This window comes from Ruminiclostridium herbifermentans, from assembly GCF_005473905.2.
GTDB lineage: Bacteria > Bacillota > Clostridia > Acetivibrionales > DSM-1351 > Ruminiclostridium > Ruminiclostridium herbifermentans.
Genome location: NZ_CP061336.1, coordinates 1,677,140 through 1,694,980, shown reverse-complemented (window position 1 = coordinate 1,694,980; position 17,841 = coordinate 1,677,140). Strand labels below are relative to the sequence as shown.

The window sequence follows — 17,841 nt, the reverse complement described above, 5'->3', positions numbered from 1 at the left end:
TCACAAACTCTCAGAATTTGTGCAGGTATTAGTTTACTGGAAGTTCTTCAATTATTCCTAAAAGGAATTTTTTCATATTAGCAATGTCAATAGCGTCTATAGTGCCATCCTTGTTCAAATCTCCGGTTATTTGCCAGTCCTTGCTTTGCATAGCACTCTCATCTCCAAGGAGATATTTTTTCATTACTGCAAAATCAATTGCATCCACTTCACCATCGCCATTAACATCTCCATATATGTATATACCTTGCTTACTGTCAAATAATGCTTTCACTTCATCAGCATTTAAAGCCTTATTGAAAATTTTAAAATCATCAACAATACCATTCAGATATGGATCATGGTCAAACTGAGATTTTCCTATATAGTTTTGGGTTGTGCTTCCTATACTTGTAGGATTCAATGTCATTTTATCGTTCCTAGCAACTTCTACACCATCCACGTATAGAATACCTGTATTCCCTGAAAGTGTAACGGTTATATGCTTCCAGACACCTGTCTCTATTTCAGGTGCATTTATTTGTTCCTCATTATTATAGCTGTTTATACTAATTGCAAATTTTAGTTTATTTTGGTCGCTTTGAGGCGTTAAGAACATATATGAATTTGTATCTATTCCAAAATCCCATATCCTAGACCATTGAGTTAAACTATTCAATTTTACCCATGTAGAAATTGTAACTTCGTTTACATTGCTCAATATTCCAGTTGGAATGCTTACGTAGCCATTTTTTCCATCTAAAGAAACAGCATTTCCGTTTTGTCCCTCTGCCCACACTGCTCCTCCATTTAGTTTTGCAGTATAATTTAATCCGGAAGAGTCATTAACAGTTGTTCCGCTTGTTTCATCAAAATTATAATGTGCTATTAATGGAAGTGTACCTGCTGGATTTACTTTTATTGTAACTGTATCTGAGGATGACAATACTCCATCACTTGCTGTAAGCTTAAACACATAAGTACCTTCCACTGATACTGTAACATTAGTTTTTAGCGCTTTTGCATTCTCAAATGTAGCCGTGCCTGGTCCGCTTTCCAAACTCCATGTTGTAGTTAAACTAGAACCACCTGGCAACCCATCGTCGCTAGCCTTTCCGCTGAGTTTTATGCTGGAAGGTAACGTAAATGCACAATTGGCCCCTGCATCAACAACAGGTGCAGTATTTACAGCAGCTGTTCCGCTATCCAAAGTAAATGTCAAAGTTGTTCCTACAGGACCAATATTAGAAATTTTTAATCCTGAGGATGTTCCATTCCACCACTTTGAATTAGGTGTAGTTGTATCATCAAAAGCAGTCTTATATCCGGCACGGAATAAATCACCTGCCCTGCCCAAGTTTATATTTTTTTCTAATTGGAAAAGACCATCTGCCTGTTCTACCGATACTTGATAATGTCTTGAAGCTGTCATTTGGTTATAGTCGTTTATTCCTTTCTCGTCTATATGCCAAATTAGCAGACCTTCATCAGGCATATTGCTGTATCTTCCTGCCTTCTTGATATTTTCTATAAGAAAATATTCATTTGCATTACTGCCACTCCATTTATATACTGTATGTGTCGCCAAAGGATCTGACTCTGCATTAATAGTAGAACCTTTAGGATAACTATTCAAACTTACAGTACTATTCCATCCACTAATAATATTCCTGCAAAATGGGTCAGGAGGCGCAGGATTTTTGTAATTTACAGAACCGCTCATAAGTGAATAGTTTCCACACCCAGCCGAATCACCATCATAATCATATAAATCAGGATAGTCGCAAACTAAATGTCCATTTTCATGACAAATTGTATAAATTGACAAATCCCTTCCTATCTCTGACATTTGATACATTTGAACCTTTACTCCATCAGCATTGAACACATATGGAAGCCAGCCCTGATGCGGCCATATTCCTTTACCCCAATTCTGTGCAATATCACCTGCATATAAGAAATTTACAGCAAGTACATACTTTTGTGAATTAGTTGTTAATGTTGCAAAGTTAAAACCTGTAGAATCCAGCCATGACAAAGCTTCATATGCAAGTTCAAGAGCTCTGCTATAGTCTGCACCTGAATCGTAATAGGATTTAGGTTTCTTTGCCATATAAAAGCCTGTTATAGTATTTGTATAATTTAGCTTTCCACCAGAAACATCATAAAAGTAGTCTCTAATGGAGCCATTATTTCCATATCCAGTGTATCCAACCTTATTGAACATGTTATCAATATCTGTCTTAGAAATGCTGCTTGATACATCTGGGAAATTAATCAATATTGTAAGTCCGATAACATTTCCTTGCAGAGGAGCCGCTTGAAAAGAAGCTGACGATAAATTAGGACTGCTTCTTTGTGTTATATTGTTCTTTATATCTTCCTTTGGGAAAAGCTCGTTCCTTACTTTATTTCTTTTTTCAGCAATTAATTCAGGTTTTATTTCCAAATGTTTTTGGCGTCTGCCTTCATTTGAGTCTTGAATAGCTTCACTTTTTACTTCTTTAGGAGCACTTTGTTGGATTGCATTGTTTACTCCCCTATAGATTTCCCCTGACGAAACAAGTTCGGTTTGATCGCTATTTAAGTCTGCATAGCAAATCCATCCTGTTTCAGGATCACGACAAAGGGTATAGCCATCTGGACTTTCAACATGTTGATAGTATTCATCACCTGTTACCTTAACTTCAACTACAGAATTATCAGGCTGTTTAAATTCAATAATCCTATCAACGTAAGGTGCAGCATATACCCCTGAACCTAAAAACGAAATAATACAAGTAAAAATGGTTGACACTAAAGCCTTTTTAACTATTCCTTTCAAAATAACCCCCCCTTAAATATGCACTTTCCATAAAAGTAATAACTTATCCATATTATAGTAATGCGAAATGAATTTTTTTTTAGGGTTGGTTTATATGCATTGATACATAGTAATAGAGAGGGTTTTAGGGGTAGTCACTGCTAGTGCTACTACAAAACAAATTACTTTCGTCTAAATAAATTAACCTATCATGATTATTTATTAGTAAATAATTGGTTATGTACCTCAATTGTTTACATTAATTATGCTAATAATAAATAAATTTTAATGAGTCTTCGCAGCTGTTCTAGTTTTAAAAACAATCATTAAAAATCCGTACTTTTCGGGTTATATTATCTTAGTCAATGAGTGATAGAATGGCAGAAATCTTGAACCTGCTACTATTTCATGGTAGGATTTGGTTATGAAAAAGCCTATTTTATATGAAAGGAGGTATTATTTTTAGTAACAAATTGTAAATCCATATTTAAAATCAAATTTATTTTAAAGTATGGGGACCTGCATAAATTTTTTTAAAAATGAATCTATTTTAATTTCGGAGGTGCTATTATGAAGTCAATAAAAAAGCTGCTCGCAATGTTAATGGTAGTTACATTAATTAGCAGCCTATTTGCAATTCCAACCTTTGCCGCTAGTTCGGTTATAACAGAGTCTCATTTCAGTACAGTATTAAATCGTAACATGAATTACAATGTTTATCTTCCCCCTTCCTATTCCACAGATACCACAAAAAAATACCCTGTAATGTATCTTCTTCATGGTATGGGAGGAGCATATAGCAATTGGAAGGATATGGGCATGCAATCCATCGTAGACAGAGCTGGTGGAAAAGAAATGGTAATTATTATGCCTGATGGATTGAACGATTCATTCTACGTTGATACATACAAAGCCGGCATAAAATGGGATACATATTTTGAACAAGAGTTTATACCATATGTTGAAGCAAAGTTTAGAATAGACACTGCAAATGGTAAAAACCGTGCCATCGCAGGACTTTCAATGGGTGGCTTTGGAGCGGCATATCACGGATTTAAATACCCTGATAAGTTCAGCTCAGCTTATTCCATGAGTGGAGCTCTAGGAGTTACTGGAAATTTAATCTCTGTCGTAAATAAAAACAAATATCCTGCTTTTGCTATGGAATGTGGAACAGAGGATTCATTGGTTTGGCAAATGAATGTAAATTTCCATAATCAATTACAGCAAGCAGGAGTACCTCATGAATATATCACTAGACCAGGCTCTCACAGTGTAGAGTTCTGGAATGCGTGCTTGCCAAAGGCAGTAGTATTTGCAAGCAAATATTTTGTAGATGTAAGCACTGGCCCAAAGAAAGGAGATGCTAATAAAGACGGTAATGTAGATGCATTGGATTTTGCAGCGTTAAAAACTGCTCTTTTAAGGCAATCTTTCTCTGAAATAGATATCACTGCAGCTGACATGAATAATGACAATTCCATTGACGCTTTAGATTTGGCACTATTAAAAGCAGAACTGTTGAAATAAGTGGACTGAATTAATATGATTCAGATATAATTCAGTAACAAACTTACTACTATCTACCCTGAAAACCAAAGCAGTAATCAGGTAGTGATTGTCGGAAACCTTTGTTTTATGACTCACATTGGTTAGGGTTATTAAAGGATTAGGCTATTGGAGATTCTCCAGTAGCCTTTTTTGTGCTCAAATACTCCACACTTTGTATATGAAATTTATGAAATTGAAGCAATTGTCTCGCATCATTACTCTATTTTTTGCTAATTCTTATGTTTTATTCTACAAGTACACAACAATAAAATGTTCCACAATTAATATTTCCTCTAAATAATTGGTAAAGTGAAAGACTCATCATCGTGATTCTTTCCCTTTTGGTTAATATATTTAATCCTGACTAAACTTATTTTGCAATTGCCTGCATAACCCCAAATAGCCCTCTTATTACTAGTGCTATTTTTTTATGTTAAAGGTATATTGGCATTTGAACTCTATTTTAGCTATTTGCAGGATAATTTGTATTGTTAAGTATCTCCATTACTATTATACATAAGTCGTAATCATCAATTACACCATTTCCATCTTGGTCAGCATCATATTTTGATGTATCTGTGGAGGAAGCCACATCACCATAGTACCAAGCATCAATTCCTAAATCAAGTAGGGTATATTCTCCCGAACGGTTAACATCTATTGTTGCTGGTTCTATAATTATAAGCTTTTCACCGCAATATTCTTCTTTTACATCTTCTTCTAGTGTTGCATTGTCTGCGATACGCCCTGTTAATATATCAATCTTTGCTTCACCCTTAGCAATAGTCTTGAATTTTAGCTTTAGCAGCACTTTATCTCCATTTGCGGCATTTTCTTTTCCAAGGCTTGCTGTTATGAATCTTTTAATTCCAGCTTCTATATCTGCTTCCTTATATATCTTTATACCATCAGCGCCCTCAGCACTAATGAACTGTAGCTTTGTAGTATCAAAATATATTTTTAAATCTTCTGCACATATCTTGTCCGCATTATGTATTACAATGTTGGCTGTTATTTCCTCTCCTAGTTTTGCTTTATCGACAGATGTAACCTCAAGAGTTACAGCAGGATTTTTTGGAGTTGCTGATACTTCGTTTGAGTTTTCACTTTCGCCACCATCATTTATAGCAGACACAACATAGTAATATGTTATTCCGTTTGTTACATTGTTATCAATGTATATAGCTGCTGAAGTTGTTGCTATCGTTGTATAATCCCCGTCAGGAGTAGTAGCTCGTTTTACATTGTAGCTTGTAGCTCCTTCAACATTATTCCATGATAAAGTTACTTTAGAATCTCTACTATTAGCAATTAAACTTGTTGGTGCTTCGGGTTTAGCTACTTGTGGAATGGCAGAAGCTTCGTTTGAGTTTTTACTCTCTCCCACTGAATTTACTGCAGAGACTACATAATAGTAGCAGTTACCATTTGTTACATTATTATCTACGTAGGATGTCGAAGTAACAGTCGCAAGTGTTGTGTATAGTCCACCTGCAGTCATAGAGCGCTTAACGACATAACTTGTTGCATTGTCAACAGTATCCCATGCTAAACATATTTTTAATTTATCGTCTGTAGCTCTAAGATTGGTTGGTGCATTACAAGAAATATCCTTATCATATACCTTAATATTATCTAAGTCCCCAAGAAAAAAATGTTCATCAGCAGAATAGTGACAACCTATTTCCAAATTGTTATCTACAGTACTTGATAAGCGTTTATTTCTTGCTTCACCCATTAATATTCCATCTATATATAGTTTCATTCCATTTTCATCGGTAGTACCATCATAGGTATAAACTATATAGTGCCATTTATCATCACAAATAGAAATAGGAGAAATAATCCTACCACTAGATTCAACTACCATTAAGCGTCCATATGCATCACCACTACCAGGTATCAAAATACCTGTTCCATTTGGGCGTGTACTATTACCGTCTAAGGTATGCATTATCCAAACATTACCTTTGCTTGGTAGTGAAGGAACTTTTATACTAAAGCAGATGGTTTTCTCACCTGTAGGAATAATAGGACTTGTAAACTTTATTACATCACTTTTTCCATTAAAACTTCTATATGTTTGACCATTTTCAGTTATTATGTTATTTCTCGAACAAGTACCATTTATTCCTCCGCTAACCGCCGTATCCAAAACCGTTGTTCCACTGTCATTATCAAAATTATACTCGTGAATAGGTGTGAAAGTTGTAGCTTCTTCTGCAAAAACAGTTGCTTGTGTACAAGAAAAGATGCTAAAAATAAGAAGAGTTAAAACTAGAAACTTGAAAAAACTTGTTTTCATTACAAAACCTCCAATAACTTAATTTAATTTGATTTAAACGTCATTATTATACAATTTTGTATAAAGAAACTACAGTCTGATATTTAAAAGAATAGTGAAGTACAATAAAAGGTTAAGTAATTAAAATAAAATATAATCTAATAAATTTATTTTATACTGTAATCATCCACTATTTGTGCTTAAATTATGACAATTCCTGTTTGATTTAAATAAACTATCGGAAACTTACTTTTTTATTAAAGTAAAATATATACAATTATCAAACTATTTTCTCGAATATGTTGAATAGCATTGTCTTACAAAAAATATTTATGAAATTATTCTATTAAAACAAATTCATCTTCGTATTTCTGAAAATATTTCTCAAGCAAATCTGATATTGTTGGTTTACAACTATAATATTTAGAATCTATATCACAATATTTGCCCTCAAGGGCTTCTGCTATATAATCGTCTATACCCTCAATTGGGGATATTCCTAAAGAACAGAGAACATTTATTGCTTCTGATAATATTGAAATTTGTTGTAATGCTCCTAGTTCTACAAGGGAAAGTTCTGTTTCTTTTAGTAATGAAGTTCCTCTATTCACAAAATACTGTAAATGTCCTCCGTTTTGAACCTCAGAATCATACCAAAAACAAAGATATGCAACCCTTTGAATTTCAGTTAAATCCTTATAATCTTCCATAGCGAGTAAATCAATGAATTGATTCCACTTTTCAAATGGGTTATCTTCTAGTATTTTCTTTAAAATTATACGCCTTTTCATAATATACAACCAACTTTCATTTACATTATATTCATACATTGATTTACAATTTATTATTGAGGTTCAAAGAAAATCTTAATAATATAAACGTTACTGTATAGGTTATAAGGTTTGATATTAGCATAGGAGCAAAAATATATCTTAACCCTAAGGCAGCTCCTTTTAAAAGATTTCCTTCATGTGGTATTTTGTACAAATAATCTTCAATCGTCGGAATAGTAATAAAAGCTACCAAAAAGACTATAAATGTTAAAATAGCCCCTAATCCCAATCCTCGAACAAAATGTTTAAATGTTAATGTAGATAGTAATGCAGTTGCTACTCCTATTGACAATAGATATATACAGATAAAAAAAGCATCGTCATTTAGCAGTTCACTCTTACTCAAAAGTACATAAGCTACTATTAATATCAGACTTACAATTTTTATATTCTTAAGCTTTGACATAAACACTCCCCTTTACTGTTATGAACTCTGTCTTAAGTTCATTTTAAGTTGCTAGTTTAATATCATCGCTTATTTGCCTTGAATGAAACTATTATAGCAGCTATAGAAAGTGAAAGCACCGGAATATGTATTATGCCAACCCACCAATTAGTTTTGCTATTTATCACTAAATGTAACACAACTTGTATAAACCCAATTGTCGCCCCCGTTATTCCAGTAACCCTTAGTGCGGCTGTATTTATATTGGGATATATAAAAAACAGTACAGCTATAATCATCGGTGTCATTGTACAAAACATACTGTTGCCCCCATTTGTCAGAAAATAAGCTGGATTGAAATCAGGCATTAGAGTTTTTGAATCTATAGGATTCCAAAAAGCAAATAGAGCAAGTAAAAAAGCACCTACTGTCCATATGTTCAGTTTTTTTGCCTTGCTAAAATCATTTTTACAAACAAAAACTTCCCATATCCATATTCCTGATAGTATGGGAAGTACTATATATGAGCATGTGATGATTCCGAGACCATTTTGTTCAGTATATGATGTGTTTTGTGTAATGCCAAAAAAAGCCATCATTATCGCTATATATATTGAAAACACACGGGTGAATTTACTTTTTAGCACAAATGCCAGAATTACAACTGCTATAGCTACTAAATTCATTATTATAGAATATTTAGCAAAAAAGCCCGTAAAGTTATTAGAGCTTATTTCTCCAATTGTTAAGTACCATTTGAAAAAATCACTTATAGGATAGCCATTTCTTTGCAAGTATGGAGGGCAAAAGAAAAACACTATAGGGATAAGTGCTAAAAACCACCATTTAGCTGTTATTGTCTCAATAAAACAATCTTTTTTATTAATCTTCATATTTGGTACCCCACAATGTATATTTTTGTAGTAATTATATTACAGAATATGGTATTAATCAACAAATGAAGATGTAAAAAGATGATTAATTTAGTAAAAGCTAACGTTTATTTTTTACTTTATCGTTTACCTATAATTTCTCTCCCTCTCTCTTATTTGAGATGGCAAAATCTTTATTAGTTTCAGCGTGCCACTTTGTTCTCGCTAAATCCCTGCATAAAACAAAAAGTTCCACAAAGTTTTAAACTCTGTGAAACTCTTTATTTCGTGGTGCGGATGAAGAGACTTGAACTCCCACGGTCGCCCACTGGAACCTAAATCCAGCGCGTCTGCCAATTCCGCCACATCCGCTAAAATAAAGCGTTTCACCAATTATTAATACTTTTTTATACTTTTCACGCACTGGACTCATATGATTTTTGAATATAAATTTTAAAGAATCCAGTGGGTTAATTCTAACACCATTTTTGAACTATTTCAATTATTTTTTATATTTAGTACGAGTCACTACGTCTATTACCTTTTCTATTTCATATACATTTTCCTTCAAAAGTTCTACAAGTATTTTTGCCTTATTTACACGTATTCTGTTTGCTCCATCCCAATATTCTTTTTTATGTCCTTATACTCCATCATTAGTAGAATTACTTCTCGATACATAAACATTCACATAATTCGCATTAAAATTAATAGTTACATTATTTTTTAATTCCACAAAAAAGTTGGTGAGGGAACCATTAACACGATAAATGTCTTTTATAGAAAAATAGATATGCCCATTAAATTTTATTTTATTATAAAAAAGAAATTTGTTAACTGTAAATAATGAAATAGTATAGTGGTCTGAATCTATATTAAATACTCGTGTGTAGATATTACTTAAACCATATCTATGATTGTCTTTATTAAAATACTCGTTATAGCAAGCTTTTTTAACTTTATAAGCATATCCCCGTAAATAGTAAATTAACATATTTTGTGCATACTCATCATAATATTCATTATTGTAATACTTATCCACAAAGACATCCTTATCTTTTTTGTACATAGATACTAAATAGTTTTGTATTTCTCTTTCAATTTCATGTAATCCTGGCAAAGCATGAAAATATGTAATTTGCTTTTCAGGGGATACTTTCATTTCTTGAAGTACCGATGTAATTCTATCATTGTCAAGAAGGCAATAAATATCTTTATACTCAAAAAAATACTCTCCGCCATATCTCATAAAATCACCACCTAATACACATTATTGCTATTCTCTTTCTGCCATTTTAATTGGCAAATCCTATAGGTTCGAATGCAATGTACTTAATTGTTTATAACTTACTGCTCTTGAATATTTATATATTCTTTATAAAGAACAGCATCTAAACTAATTGATTCTCATCAAAGTTCTCACATTCGAGAATATATTCAGTAAGAATCTCCTTTTTTAGCAAGTCCATTTAAAATGGAAGTTACAAATTCATTCTACAACTAACAATTATGTACCTCACAAAGTTCCCATTTGTTTCTATCACAAAAATTAATTTGATAGAGCTACATCTTTTGAATGAAGTATATCAGCATAGAAATATTGTAGCATATTTGGTTATAAATAGTAAAACTCAAAAAACATTTAGGTTGTTCTACTACATTGCCCTATCATAAAGTTCTAGATAACTTTGGCATAATTCTCGCTGTCGTCTACATTGTGGCTTGGGGAACCACGCCCATGTGCTTGGTTCGTATGCCAAAATACAAGACATTTGCTAATTGTAAAATACCGCCCACCCTTATTGATGCTAAAAAGCAGGGTTTTATCCCTGCTCAAATAGATTTATATATTTATACAGTGTTGCTCTGCCAATTCCCAGATACTTTGCAAATCCTGTTGCTGTCATATCTCCATACTTGCCATCCTTAAACCTTTTATACTCTTTAATAAAGTTATCTGGTAATTCTACTTGTGGTCTGCCTAATTTAGTTCCCTTGGCTCTTGCTGCATCTAATCCTTGGTTTATTCTTGCTACTGTTTTTTCCCTCTCCTGTTGGCTCATATGTGCTTTTAAAGTTATTACTATATCAACAACCATATTATATATGCTACTATCCTGAGCCTTATTATATTCATTCATATATGGAATATCTAAGGCTATTACTCTTATCCCTTTAATTTTTAAATCTTTTAATTCAGCAATTACATCATCTGCATCTCTGCCTAGTCTATCCAAATCCGTAATTATTAAAATATCATCTTTTCTTAATGTCTTATTTTTTAAGTCTCGATATACTTCTCTGTTCTCTGCTCTTACTGTTCCGCTTATTCGTTCCTCTACAATGTTATCAAAAGTAAATCTATTATCATTTGCATATTGTTCTAGTGTTATTTTCTGCCTATCAGTGGTCTGCTTTTCTTTCTGTGTACTAATTCTCATATATCCATATATCATAGTATCAATTCCTTTCATTTGCTTATGATACTATGATAACTGTCCACGAAATCATATCCAAATATCACAGACAGTTATATAGGAAATTTATGCCCATTTATTAGCAATTATCTGCTATTTTCTTGTAAAACCAAACGTCTATGAAAACAATATGGTTTGTATACAAATAAAAGTATAACAATTCAATAAATCTTTGGTTATTTATAGATACGGGTATATCACAGAATTTTTACTGTTCTATATCAACTATGTACCTATAGTGCATCTACTCCGACACAATGAGTTATATACGAACGAATATCTATAAAAGTAAAATATAATTATGTTTATATATAGATAGTTGGCTTGATAAAACATCATATAATTCAAGCGTTTTTGAAAATGATGAACAAGTAATGTTAAATAGCTTTGAGTGTAGCGAAAAACAACAGTACATAAAGATTTCGTTTAGCAGGAGCAGGAGAAATAACCCTGCTTGTCTTTTTTTAGGTATATATAAATCCAATAAAAATAACTTCCTGAAATTGAACGGCGTAGCAGTTGCATTTACACAGAATGGAAAAACACGATACAAAAGTAATTATTTAAACAGAGATAAAATTAATGGGACAGTCTTCAACCGCCCCACAATTATACAAATTGACCTAATTATTTGATACGCTTTACTTTAACTTTGGAATTGGCTCACCTTCTGTTTTTTCTACAACACTTTCAAATAAAGTATCTTCTGAATTAACAGCATTTAATTTAATCGAATCTGACTTAATAGTCTTCTTTTCAGCTTTTTTGAATGAGCTTAAAGTGTTTGTTCCATCACTTTCTTTATACGCCAAAACAATCTCTTTTGCATTTTTGTTAAGTAAAATTTTCGGTTTCGTTGAGCCTACTGGCACTTTAAAATAATTATTTCTTAAAATTTTTTTCATTTCGACAACTAATTCTTTGTCTGTAAATCCTTCTAACTGACCATTTATAAATTGGTTTAGTTTATCAATATCCAATTCTATATATTCATCTTCATTTATACTGTGGGTTTTCTTAATGTCCTGCCAGACTGTGTTAAGCCTTTCATCTACTTTTTTGTGATTCTCAGCTCTAACACTCTCAGATGTTGAATCTTTGGATTCTACGTTTTCATTAGCAACAGTTGAAGCATAAATTACACCAGAAAGGCACAAAGATACTACCAGTATAATACTTAATACTAAATTTTTTTTCATTTTCATAATTTATATTCCACCTTTCATAATTAATAAGTTACATTTGATATTACATTTAAATCACCATAATCAGTATCATATGATGAATGATATGACATATTCTCAAATGTTGTAAAATAGGCTTTATTCCATGTTTGTGAATTATAACTTATAAGATTGGTATTAGTTGATGATTTATCTTCTTCATGAAGTACAATACCATCTACATAAATTGCTGTTTCTAAAAAAATGTAATCAACATTTTTTGTTGTGGACGAAGATGATGATGCAGTCCATGTTGAAGAACCTATATTCAAATTAGATGCCCCAGTTAATCTATAATTACTGTTACTAACAGAATTAGTGAGGGCGAATACCATATTAGCACTTAAAGTAACAATAATTAGTGCTATTAAAATAGTAGTTGTTTGTTTTTTTCTCAATTTCAATTTCTCCGTTTTCAAGTTACTAATACAAATACACTTAACATTAGTTATGTAGTTCATTTAACAGGCGCACGAATAGATTTCAACCTTTATCCCTCCCTCTTAATCATACGTTTTCTGATTAATAATTATTAGATACATTAATTAAATATATATCAACCCATTTAACATATACTAACAATTTTAACATAATATGATTTAGCATTCTATCTTTTTATAGTGTCGTTATTTGTATATATTTGAGTATATATGTCGACTATGGTAACGCAAGAGATTTCCCACTAATATTTTTTACAACATTGTATAAGTCTCGATTCAAGGTACTGCAAAAAGGTTAATATGAAAAGTTAGTGGAGTAGTCTTTAGACTACTGATTATGATTAATTTATTTGATAATTATATGCCCTTTAATAATTGTTTATAAGGACTAAGGAAAAAGAATAAACAGAATAGCACTAGACAAAGCAATTATATAAAATATAGAGATATAAGTGGCAAATTGATAAATGTTAATTATAAATATCTTGCAAAAACTTCCTACAATGATATAATCTTTGTAGGGAAAATTAAATAAAGTTGCCGTGATTTCTAAGTGCTCGAACACTTAGAAACTCATGCAGGTGCGTTACCACCCACACGTATGGACATTGTCCACCACAGCAACCAGTTATAATTATACTTGGTTTATTTTGTTTTTGCAAATACAAGTGCGTGTAGGGTTAATACCTTATGTGTACTTTTTAATTTTCCCTCCATTTTAACTTTTGGAGGGAACTATATATGAGCTGTAGCAGTAAATTTGAAAGTTTTATTTTATCAAGTATGGATAATAGGATTAAAGAATTGAGTAACGAATATAGTAATTCGGCTGAATATTTAGAGTTCTATTATCTGTACAATGATATTTTCAATCAGATAAGAGAAGCGTTACCCTCTGAATCCTCTGATTTAATTGACAGGCTTGACAGTTTACATGGAAGTTACTTAGTAGGTCATCAAAAATTTTTCTATGAACAGGGATTTTCGGATTGCCGTATGCTTTTTAATTTACTGCACAAATAGTTTGGTAAAACTATTAATAGAATATGAATACCTTTCGTATAATGCATCGACCAAATGCTTTAATATCATGGATTAGAGGCATACCTAAACAATTTATCTATTTTAGCACCCTCTACAAAGCAGTAATAGCAATAGTTTCACATTATGCAAAAAGTTGAATGTATGTTCGTTGGATAACATTGATATGTGTATAGATGTGATAATTTATAATTATAAAGAGTTTAACATCAATTAGTCCTGCTTACATCAAAACCCTTAACTTACAATTTAAATAGATAGGGCAAAAACCGCCCTACTATTTAAATCGAAGTTTTGCGTTACTTTGCTTTTTATTTTCATTTCGCTACGCTACATGAAAAATAAAAATTCAAAGATAACGCAATATAATTTATTTACTTTTTTGATTAATTGATTTACATAATTTTTATAAGAAATCCTAAATTAAAAATATTGATAAAACGCAAAAACATATTGACATATGTTTTTAACTAGCGTATAATATATAACCACAAATTTGTCAATTTATTAATATACTAGATTTATTGACATATTTGTGGTATTCTTTATAATCTGTATATAATCCAATACCGATAGCTTTTCTTTATCTTATTAATAGTTTTACTAGAATTTTTACTATCAATAGTAAATGGAATATCTAACAAAAGAAACAATTGTTTAATTTTATTCATTGTTAGTCCTCTATCTTTATGACCACCATTTAAATTAGTAATCATAGCATTTAGTTCTGGTGTAATTAATAAACTAATTAGTTCTTCTTGTTGTTCCTCTAATAGTTTTATTTTATTATCTGCTAACTCTCCTAAGTATTTTCTTAGGTCTTCAGCTTTTTTATTAATGCTTTTAGCATCAGGAACATCTAAAAGCCAATTATCACTATCATATTGTAAATCCAATAAATTTAGTTGTTCAAAAATATATGCAAACTTACTATTTTGGAATCTCTGTATCATATATTTACAATACTCAATTTGCTTGACTAGATTATTGTAACCAATTTCATTAACACACCATCCACCTTCAGGAGACTGATAAAATAAATACTCTGGTAACTTTCTATGGTCATTATTATATTTTATTTTAAACTTAACAGGGTCTAGCCTGTATAACTCTACTTTTTCCATTTGCTTATTAAGACTTTTATCTAATAATGTTTTAAAAGTCTTTTTACCTCTGCTATGTATGTAGAGATTAACATTCTGAGCATCATTTATATTTATTCTCTTTCTGCCTAGCATTTGGATGAAATCAATTTTATTTAATGTGATTATAACTATATTGGTTAACAATTCATCTTTAACATTAACCCCGTTATCCAGTGCTTTGGTGGCTATTACACATTTACAAGAAAACTTTTGTGTTAAAATAATCTCTTGTAAAATTTCTTCATCCATTTCTCTTCCATTGTTTTGGCTACATATAAATTTACAGTCATCTATTTTTTTTTGAATTTCTTTTGCCTTATCAATAGAGTTAATATATATCATCCACTTATTTCCACTATCATCATTATTGATTGTATTAATTAGATTTTCATAGTCATTGAAATAGTAAGCATTAACATATGAATAATCTCTACCAGTAGAATAATCAAAAAAATTGGAATTATTATTTTTGGCATATACTTTTTTAATATCACCAGAGACAGTATCCATGTTAGCTGATAAATATATCATTATGCTCTGATTAATAACCCTAGGAAAATAGTTATTATAAAAGTATTGTATCTTGCCAACAAATGATGAATCGTGATTTATGTACTGAACTTCATCCATGACAATGTAATCATAATAAGAATCAATCAATTCACTCTGAGCATCAGCACTATATATTTCTCTAATTTTGTAATTCTGTATTTTATGATAAGTCATAATAGTACATTTTCCTATTTGTTCTAATTTATTTAATGCTTCCATATCATAACCAGATAAATCTATTCCCTGAGCTTCTGCAATGTCTAATTTTACTTGCCTCTTCATATTTATACGATTGCATATATATAACATTGTTTTCTTATTTTCTATACAATAGCTTAATAATGTATGTTCCACAAAATATGATTTTCCCGTTCCAGTTTGACAATCAATAAATATTCCTGTTCCTGACTTCCATTTTTTAAATTCGTCTCCAATAACATCAGATACCCATTCTAATTTTAGTTGCATAAATGTTCTCTCCTGTTTAATATGTTGTATTATTCTATATCTTATACCATTATAATACAACTTGTGCGATTTCTTAAGAATGATATATCAACTCAAAAATGCATCTCGATACAATCACTCTGTAATTGAACATCATTGACAATATCAGAGTATTAAGAAAGACAAACAAAAAACGCCCTCCGTTGTGTGAAAGCGTTTTGTTCTCAGATTAAATATGAGTTGTTTACAATGAACTTATAATTTTTGAAATTAATTTAACATTCAACATACTCCAACCTACACATTAGTATTCTTAAAGTTTAATACCACCCATATTTTTTCCAAGCTCTTCCTTACGTGAATCTTCTCCATACTCAATTTTGTAAAGCAAATCGGCAATCATTTCTTTTAGTTGACCAATATTTGTTGAAAGATAGCCATCCATTTGCGCATTTGTTAAGTCATAAATCCTACCATCTTCTAATTGCTGAAGTTTATTATTAATATTCTGTATCTCAATTGAATACCTTTTCGAAATATCTAACTTTTTTTCTTCTGCCATATAATCAACCTCCACATTAGTAATATTTACCTTAATTATATCCTTATTACTCATTAATTACAAGAAAATGTAAAACTATATTCACAAATTATCTTGGTTTAAGGAGGATAACAGGTTTTACTTCTATTGGTCAAAATCTTTTATAATTTAATTGATATAGACACTTTAAGCCATTCATTTAAAGTTTAGGTATAAGTTATAGGGTAGATTATTTGAACTGTTTAAAGTACCTTTTTCGATTAAATTTACAAAGAAAAAGAACCCTGTCACCAAGGCTCTTGATTGAATATATTTACTTCTTTATCTTGCCTACCCTCTTCTTATTGTCTATTAGCCTATTTAATGGACTTGCTAAATTATGAGCTTCTTGTAAATCTCGTCCTGACAAATTAACATATTTTTTACTCATGTTCATATCTGTATGTCCAAGTGATGCTTGGAGTCCAAAAGCGTTGCCACCGCTTCTCAAATATAATAATGCAAATGAATGTCTGAGGTCATATGGGCTTACCTTAAACCCAAGTTGTTTACTGTATAGTTCTAATCTATCACCCCATGAACTTGTATTCATTTTTGTACCTTCATTACTACAAAAAACTGGTACATTATCTTTCCAACTTGAATGACGTACTTCAATTAAATGATTAATTGCATTTACTGTAGATTGTAGCAACGGTAATGTCCTTGCTATTCTTGTTTTGGCTTCTGTTGCTGGAATAGTTACTATAAGTCTTTTTAAATCAAAATCTGATATAGTTAATGAAAGTGCTTCTTTAGGTCTTATACCGCAATCAAGTGTAAAAATAATCAACGATTTGTCCCTTACCCCTGTAAAAGATGTTTGGTCTGGAAGTTTTATTAATTTGGCTAGAATTTCTTCAGGTACATCTACTATTCTCTCCTGTGCTTTTCTCTTTTTTAAACCCTCTAGCGGATTAACATCAAGATATCCCTCATTTACTGACCATTCAAAAAATGTCTTTAAATATGCTCGTCTTATATTATAAGTTGCTGGTTTAATATCATCAGACATATACTGCAATACACAATTTTTTAATGTATTATCAGTCCATGAAGTAGGATACCTGTTAAAAAAGTAATAGACATGTCTTTCATAGTCACTTAATGTTGTTTCACTTCTGCCCTCTGCTCTCTTTAAAAGTAGGAATTCATTTAGTGCATCTTCAAATGATTTTTTACTTTTTGATTGGCTGATTTTTGTTACTCGTTTACCTATAATTTCTCTC

Annotated in this window: 14 protein-coding genes and 1 tRNA gene; 2 read left to right on the top strand and 13 right to left on the bottom strand. The window is 31.2% G+C overall.

Annotated features, from left to right (window positions below; genetic code table 11):
- Positions 1-28: 28 nt before the first annotated feature.
- Positions 29-2,803 (bottom strand): M6 family metalloprotease domain-containing protein, encoded by a 2,775-nt coding sequence (locus EHE19_RS07145; protein WP_137696589.1) that lies wholly within the window; start codon positions 2,801-2,803, stop codon positions 29-31.
- A gap of 549 nt (positions 2,804-3,352) precedes the next feature.
- Here EHE19_RS07145 and EHE19_RS19720 point away from each other — a divergent pair.
- Positions 3,353-4,312, top strand: coding sequence for an alpha/beta hydrolase-fold protein (locus EHE19_RS19720; RefSeq protein WP_137696590.1), 960 nt, complete (start codon positions 3,353-3,355; stop codon positions 4,310-4,312).
- Positions 4,313-4,796: 484 nt separating this feature from the next.
- Here EHE19_RS19720 and EHE19_RS07135 read toward each other — a convergent pair whose 3' ends face one another.
- The 9 genes from EHE19_RS07135 to EHE19_RS07095 all read right to left on the bottom strand — a co-directional run bounded on the left by EHE19_RS07135 (position 4,797) and on the right by EHE19_RS07095 (position 12,805).
- The gene (locus EHE19_RS07135; RefSeq protein ID WP_137696591.1) at positions 4,797-6,638 is read right to left on the bottom strand and encodes a LamG-like jellyroll fold domain-containing protein; all 1,842 of its coding nucleotides are present in this window, start codon (positions 6,636-6,638) and stop codon (positions 4,797-4,799) included.
- 317 nt (positions 6,639-6,955) lie between these two features.
- A complete protein-coding gene (locus tag EHE19_RS07130; protein ID WP_171003502.1) occupies positions 6,956-7,408 on the bottom strand; it encodes a DMP19 family protein in 453 nt (150 codons plus the stop codon).
- 43 nt (positions 7,409-7,451) lie between these two features.
- Positions 7,452-7,856, bottom strand: a complete 405-nt coding sequence (locus EHE19_RS07125) for a hypothetical protein (RefSeq protein WP_137696593.1) — start codon at positions 7,854-7,856, stop codon at positions 7,452-7,454.
- A gap of 62 nt (positions 7,857-7,918) precedes the next feature.
- Complete coding sequence (locus tag EHE19_RS07120; RefSeq protein ID WP_137696594.1) at positions 7,919-8,728, bottom strand: hypothetical protein; 810 nt, start codon at positions 8,726-8,728, stop codon at positions 7,919-7,921.
- 268 nt (positions 8,729-8,996) lie between these two features.
- Positions 8,997-9,079: transfer RNA gene (locus tag EHE19_RS07115), tRNA-Leu, on the bottom strand.
- A 271-nt stretch (positions 9,080-9,350) separates the two neighbouring features.
- A complete protein-coding gene (locus EHE19_RS07110) occupies positions 9,351-9,956 on the bottom strand; it encodes a hypothetical protein (RefSeq protein WP_137696595.1) in 606 nt (201 codons plus the stop codon).
- A gap of 574 nt (positions 9,957-10,530) precedes the next feature.
- On the bottom strand, positions 10,531-11,163 hold the full coding sequence (locus EHE19_RS07105) for a recombinase family protein (RefSeq protein ID WP_137696596.1): 633 nt from the start codon (positions 11,161-11,163) through the stop codon (positions 10,531-10,533).
- A gap of 662 nt (positions 11,164-11,825) precedes the next feature.
- Complete coding sequence (locus tag EHE19_RS07100; RefSeq protein ID WP_137696597.1) at positions 11,826-12,389, bottom strand: hypothetical protein; 564 nt, start codon at positions 12,387-12,389, stop codon at positions 11,826-11,828.
- A 23-nt stretch (positions 12,390-12,412) separates the two neighbouring features.
- Positions 12,413-12,805: a hypothetical protein gene (locus EHE19_RS07095; RefSeq protein WP_137696598.1), complete on the bottom strand. Its 393-nt coding sequence runs from the start codon at positions 12,803-12,805 to the stop codon at positions 12,413-12,415.
- A 783-nt stretch (positions 12,806-13,588) separates the two neighbouring features.
- Here EHE19_RS07095 and EHE19_RS07090 point away from each other — a divergent pair.
- Positions 13,589-13,870: a hypothetical protein gene (locus EHE19_RS07090; protein WP_137696599.1), complete on the top strand. Its 282-nt coding sequence runs from the start codon at positions 13,589-13,591 to the stop codon at positions 13,868-13,870.
- A 563-nt stretch (positions 13,871-14,433) separates the two neighbouring features.
- Here the strand turns inward: EHE19_RS07090 and EHE19_RS07085 are convergent.
- The 3 genes from EHE19_RS07085 to EHE19_RS07075 form a co-directional block, all read right to left on the bottom strand.
- Positions 14,434-16,053, bottom strand: a complete 1,620-nt coding sequence (locus tag EHE19_RS07085) for a DEAD/DEAH box helicase family protein (RefSeq protein WP_137696600.1) — start codon at positions 16,051-16,053, stop codon at positions 14,434-14,436.
- Positions 16,054-16,345: 292 nt separating this feature from the next.
- Complete coding sequence (locus EHE19_RS07080; RefSeq protein WP_137696601.1) at positions 16,346-16,594, bottom strand: hypothetical protein; 249 nt, start codon at positions 16,592-16,594, stop codon at positions 16,346-16,348.
- 292 nt (positions 16,595-16,886) lie between these two features.
- Positions 16,887-17,627, bottom strand: coding sequence for a tyrosine-type recombinase/integrase (locus EHE19_RS07075; RefSeq protein WP_244648354.1), 741 nt, complete (start codon positions 17,625-17,627; stop codon positions 16,887-16,889).
- Between the last annotated feature and the right edge of the window lie 214 nt (positions 17,628-17,841).

What these genes read in the sequence shown, in the direction of transcription:
- EHE19_RS07135 (WP_137696591.1), bottom strand. Translation starts at nt 6,638, where the DNA reads ATGAAAACAAGTTTTTTCAAGTTTCTAGTTTTAACTCTTCTTATTTTT.
- EHE19_RS07085 (WP_137696600.1), bottom strand. Translation starts at nt 16,053, where the DNA reads ATGCAACTAAAATTAGAATGGGTATCTGATGTTATTGGAGACGAATTT.
- EHE19_RS07090 (WP_137696599.1), top strand. Translation starts at nt 13,589, where the DNA reads ATGAGCTGTAGCAGTAAATTTGAAAGTTTTATTTTATCAAGTATGGAT.
- EHE19_RS07125 (WP_137696593.1), bottom strand. Translation starts at nt 7,856, where the DNA reads ATGTCAAAGCTTAAGAATATAAAAATTGTAAGTCTGATATTAATAGTA.
- EHE19_RS07120 (WP_137696594.1), bottom strand. Translation starts at nt 8,728, where the DNA reads ATGAAGATTAATAAAAAAGATTGTTTTATTGAGACAATAACAGCTAAA.
- EHE19_RS07110 (WP_137696595.1), bottom strand. Translation starts at nt 9,956, where the DNA reads ATGAGATATGGCGGAGAGTATTTTTTTGAGTATAAAGATATTTATTGC.
- EHE19_RS07080 (WP_137696601.1), bottom strand. Translation starts at nt 16,594, where the DNA reads ATGGCAGAAGAAAAAAAGTTAGATATTTCGAAAAGGTATTCAATTGAG.
- EHE19_RS07105 (WP_137696596.1), bottom strand. Translation starts at nt 11,163, where the DNA reads ATGATATATGGATATATGAGAATTAGTACACAGAAAGAAAAGCAGACC.
- EHE19_RS07130 (WP_171003502.1), bottom strand. Translation starts at nt 7,408, where the DNA reads ATGAAAAGGCGTATAATTTTAAAGAAAATACTAGAAGATAACCCATTT.
- EHE19_RS19720 (WP_137696590.1), top strand. Translation starts at nt 3,353, where the DNA reads ATGAAGTCAATAAAAAAGCTGCTCGCAATGTTAATGGTAGTTACATTA.
- EHE19_RS07100 (WP_137696597.1), bottom strand. Translation starts at nt 12,389, where the DNA reads ATGAAAATGAAAAAAAATTTAGTATTAAGTATTATACTGGTAGTATCT.
- EHE19_RS07075 (WP_244648354.1), bottom strand. Translation starts at nt 17,627, where the DNA reads ATGTCTGATGATATTAAACCAGCAACTTATAATATAAGACGAGCATAT.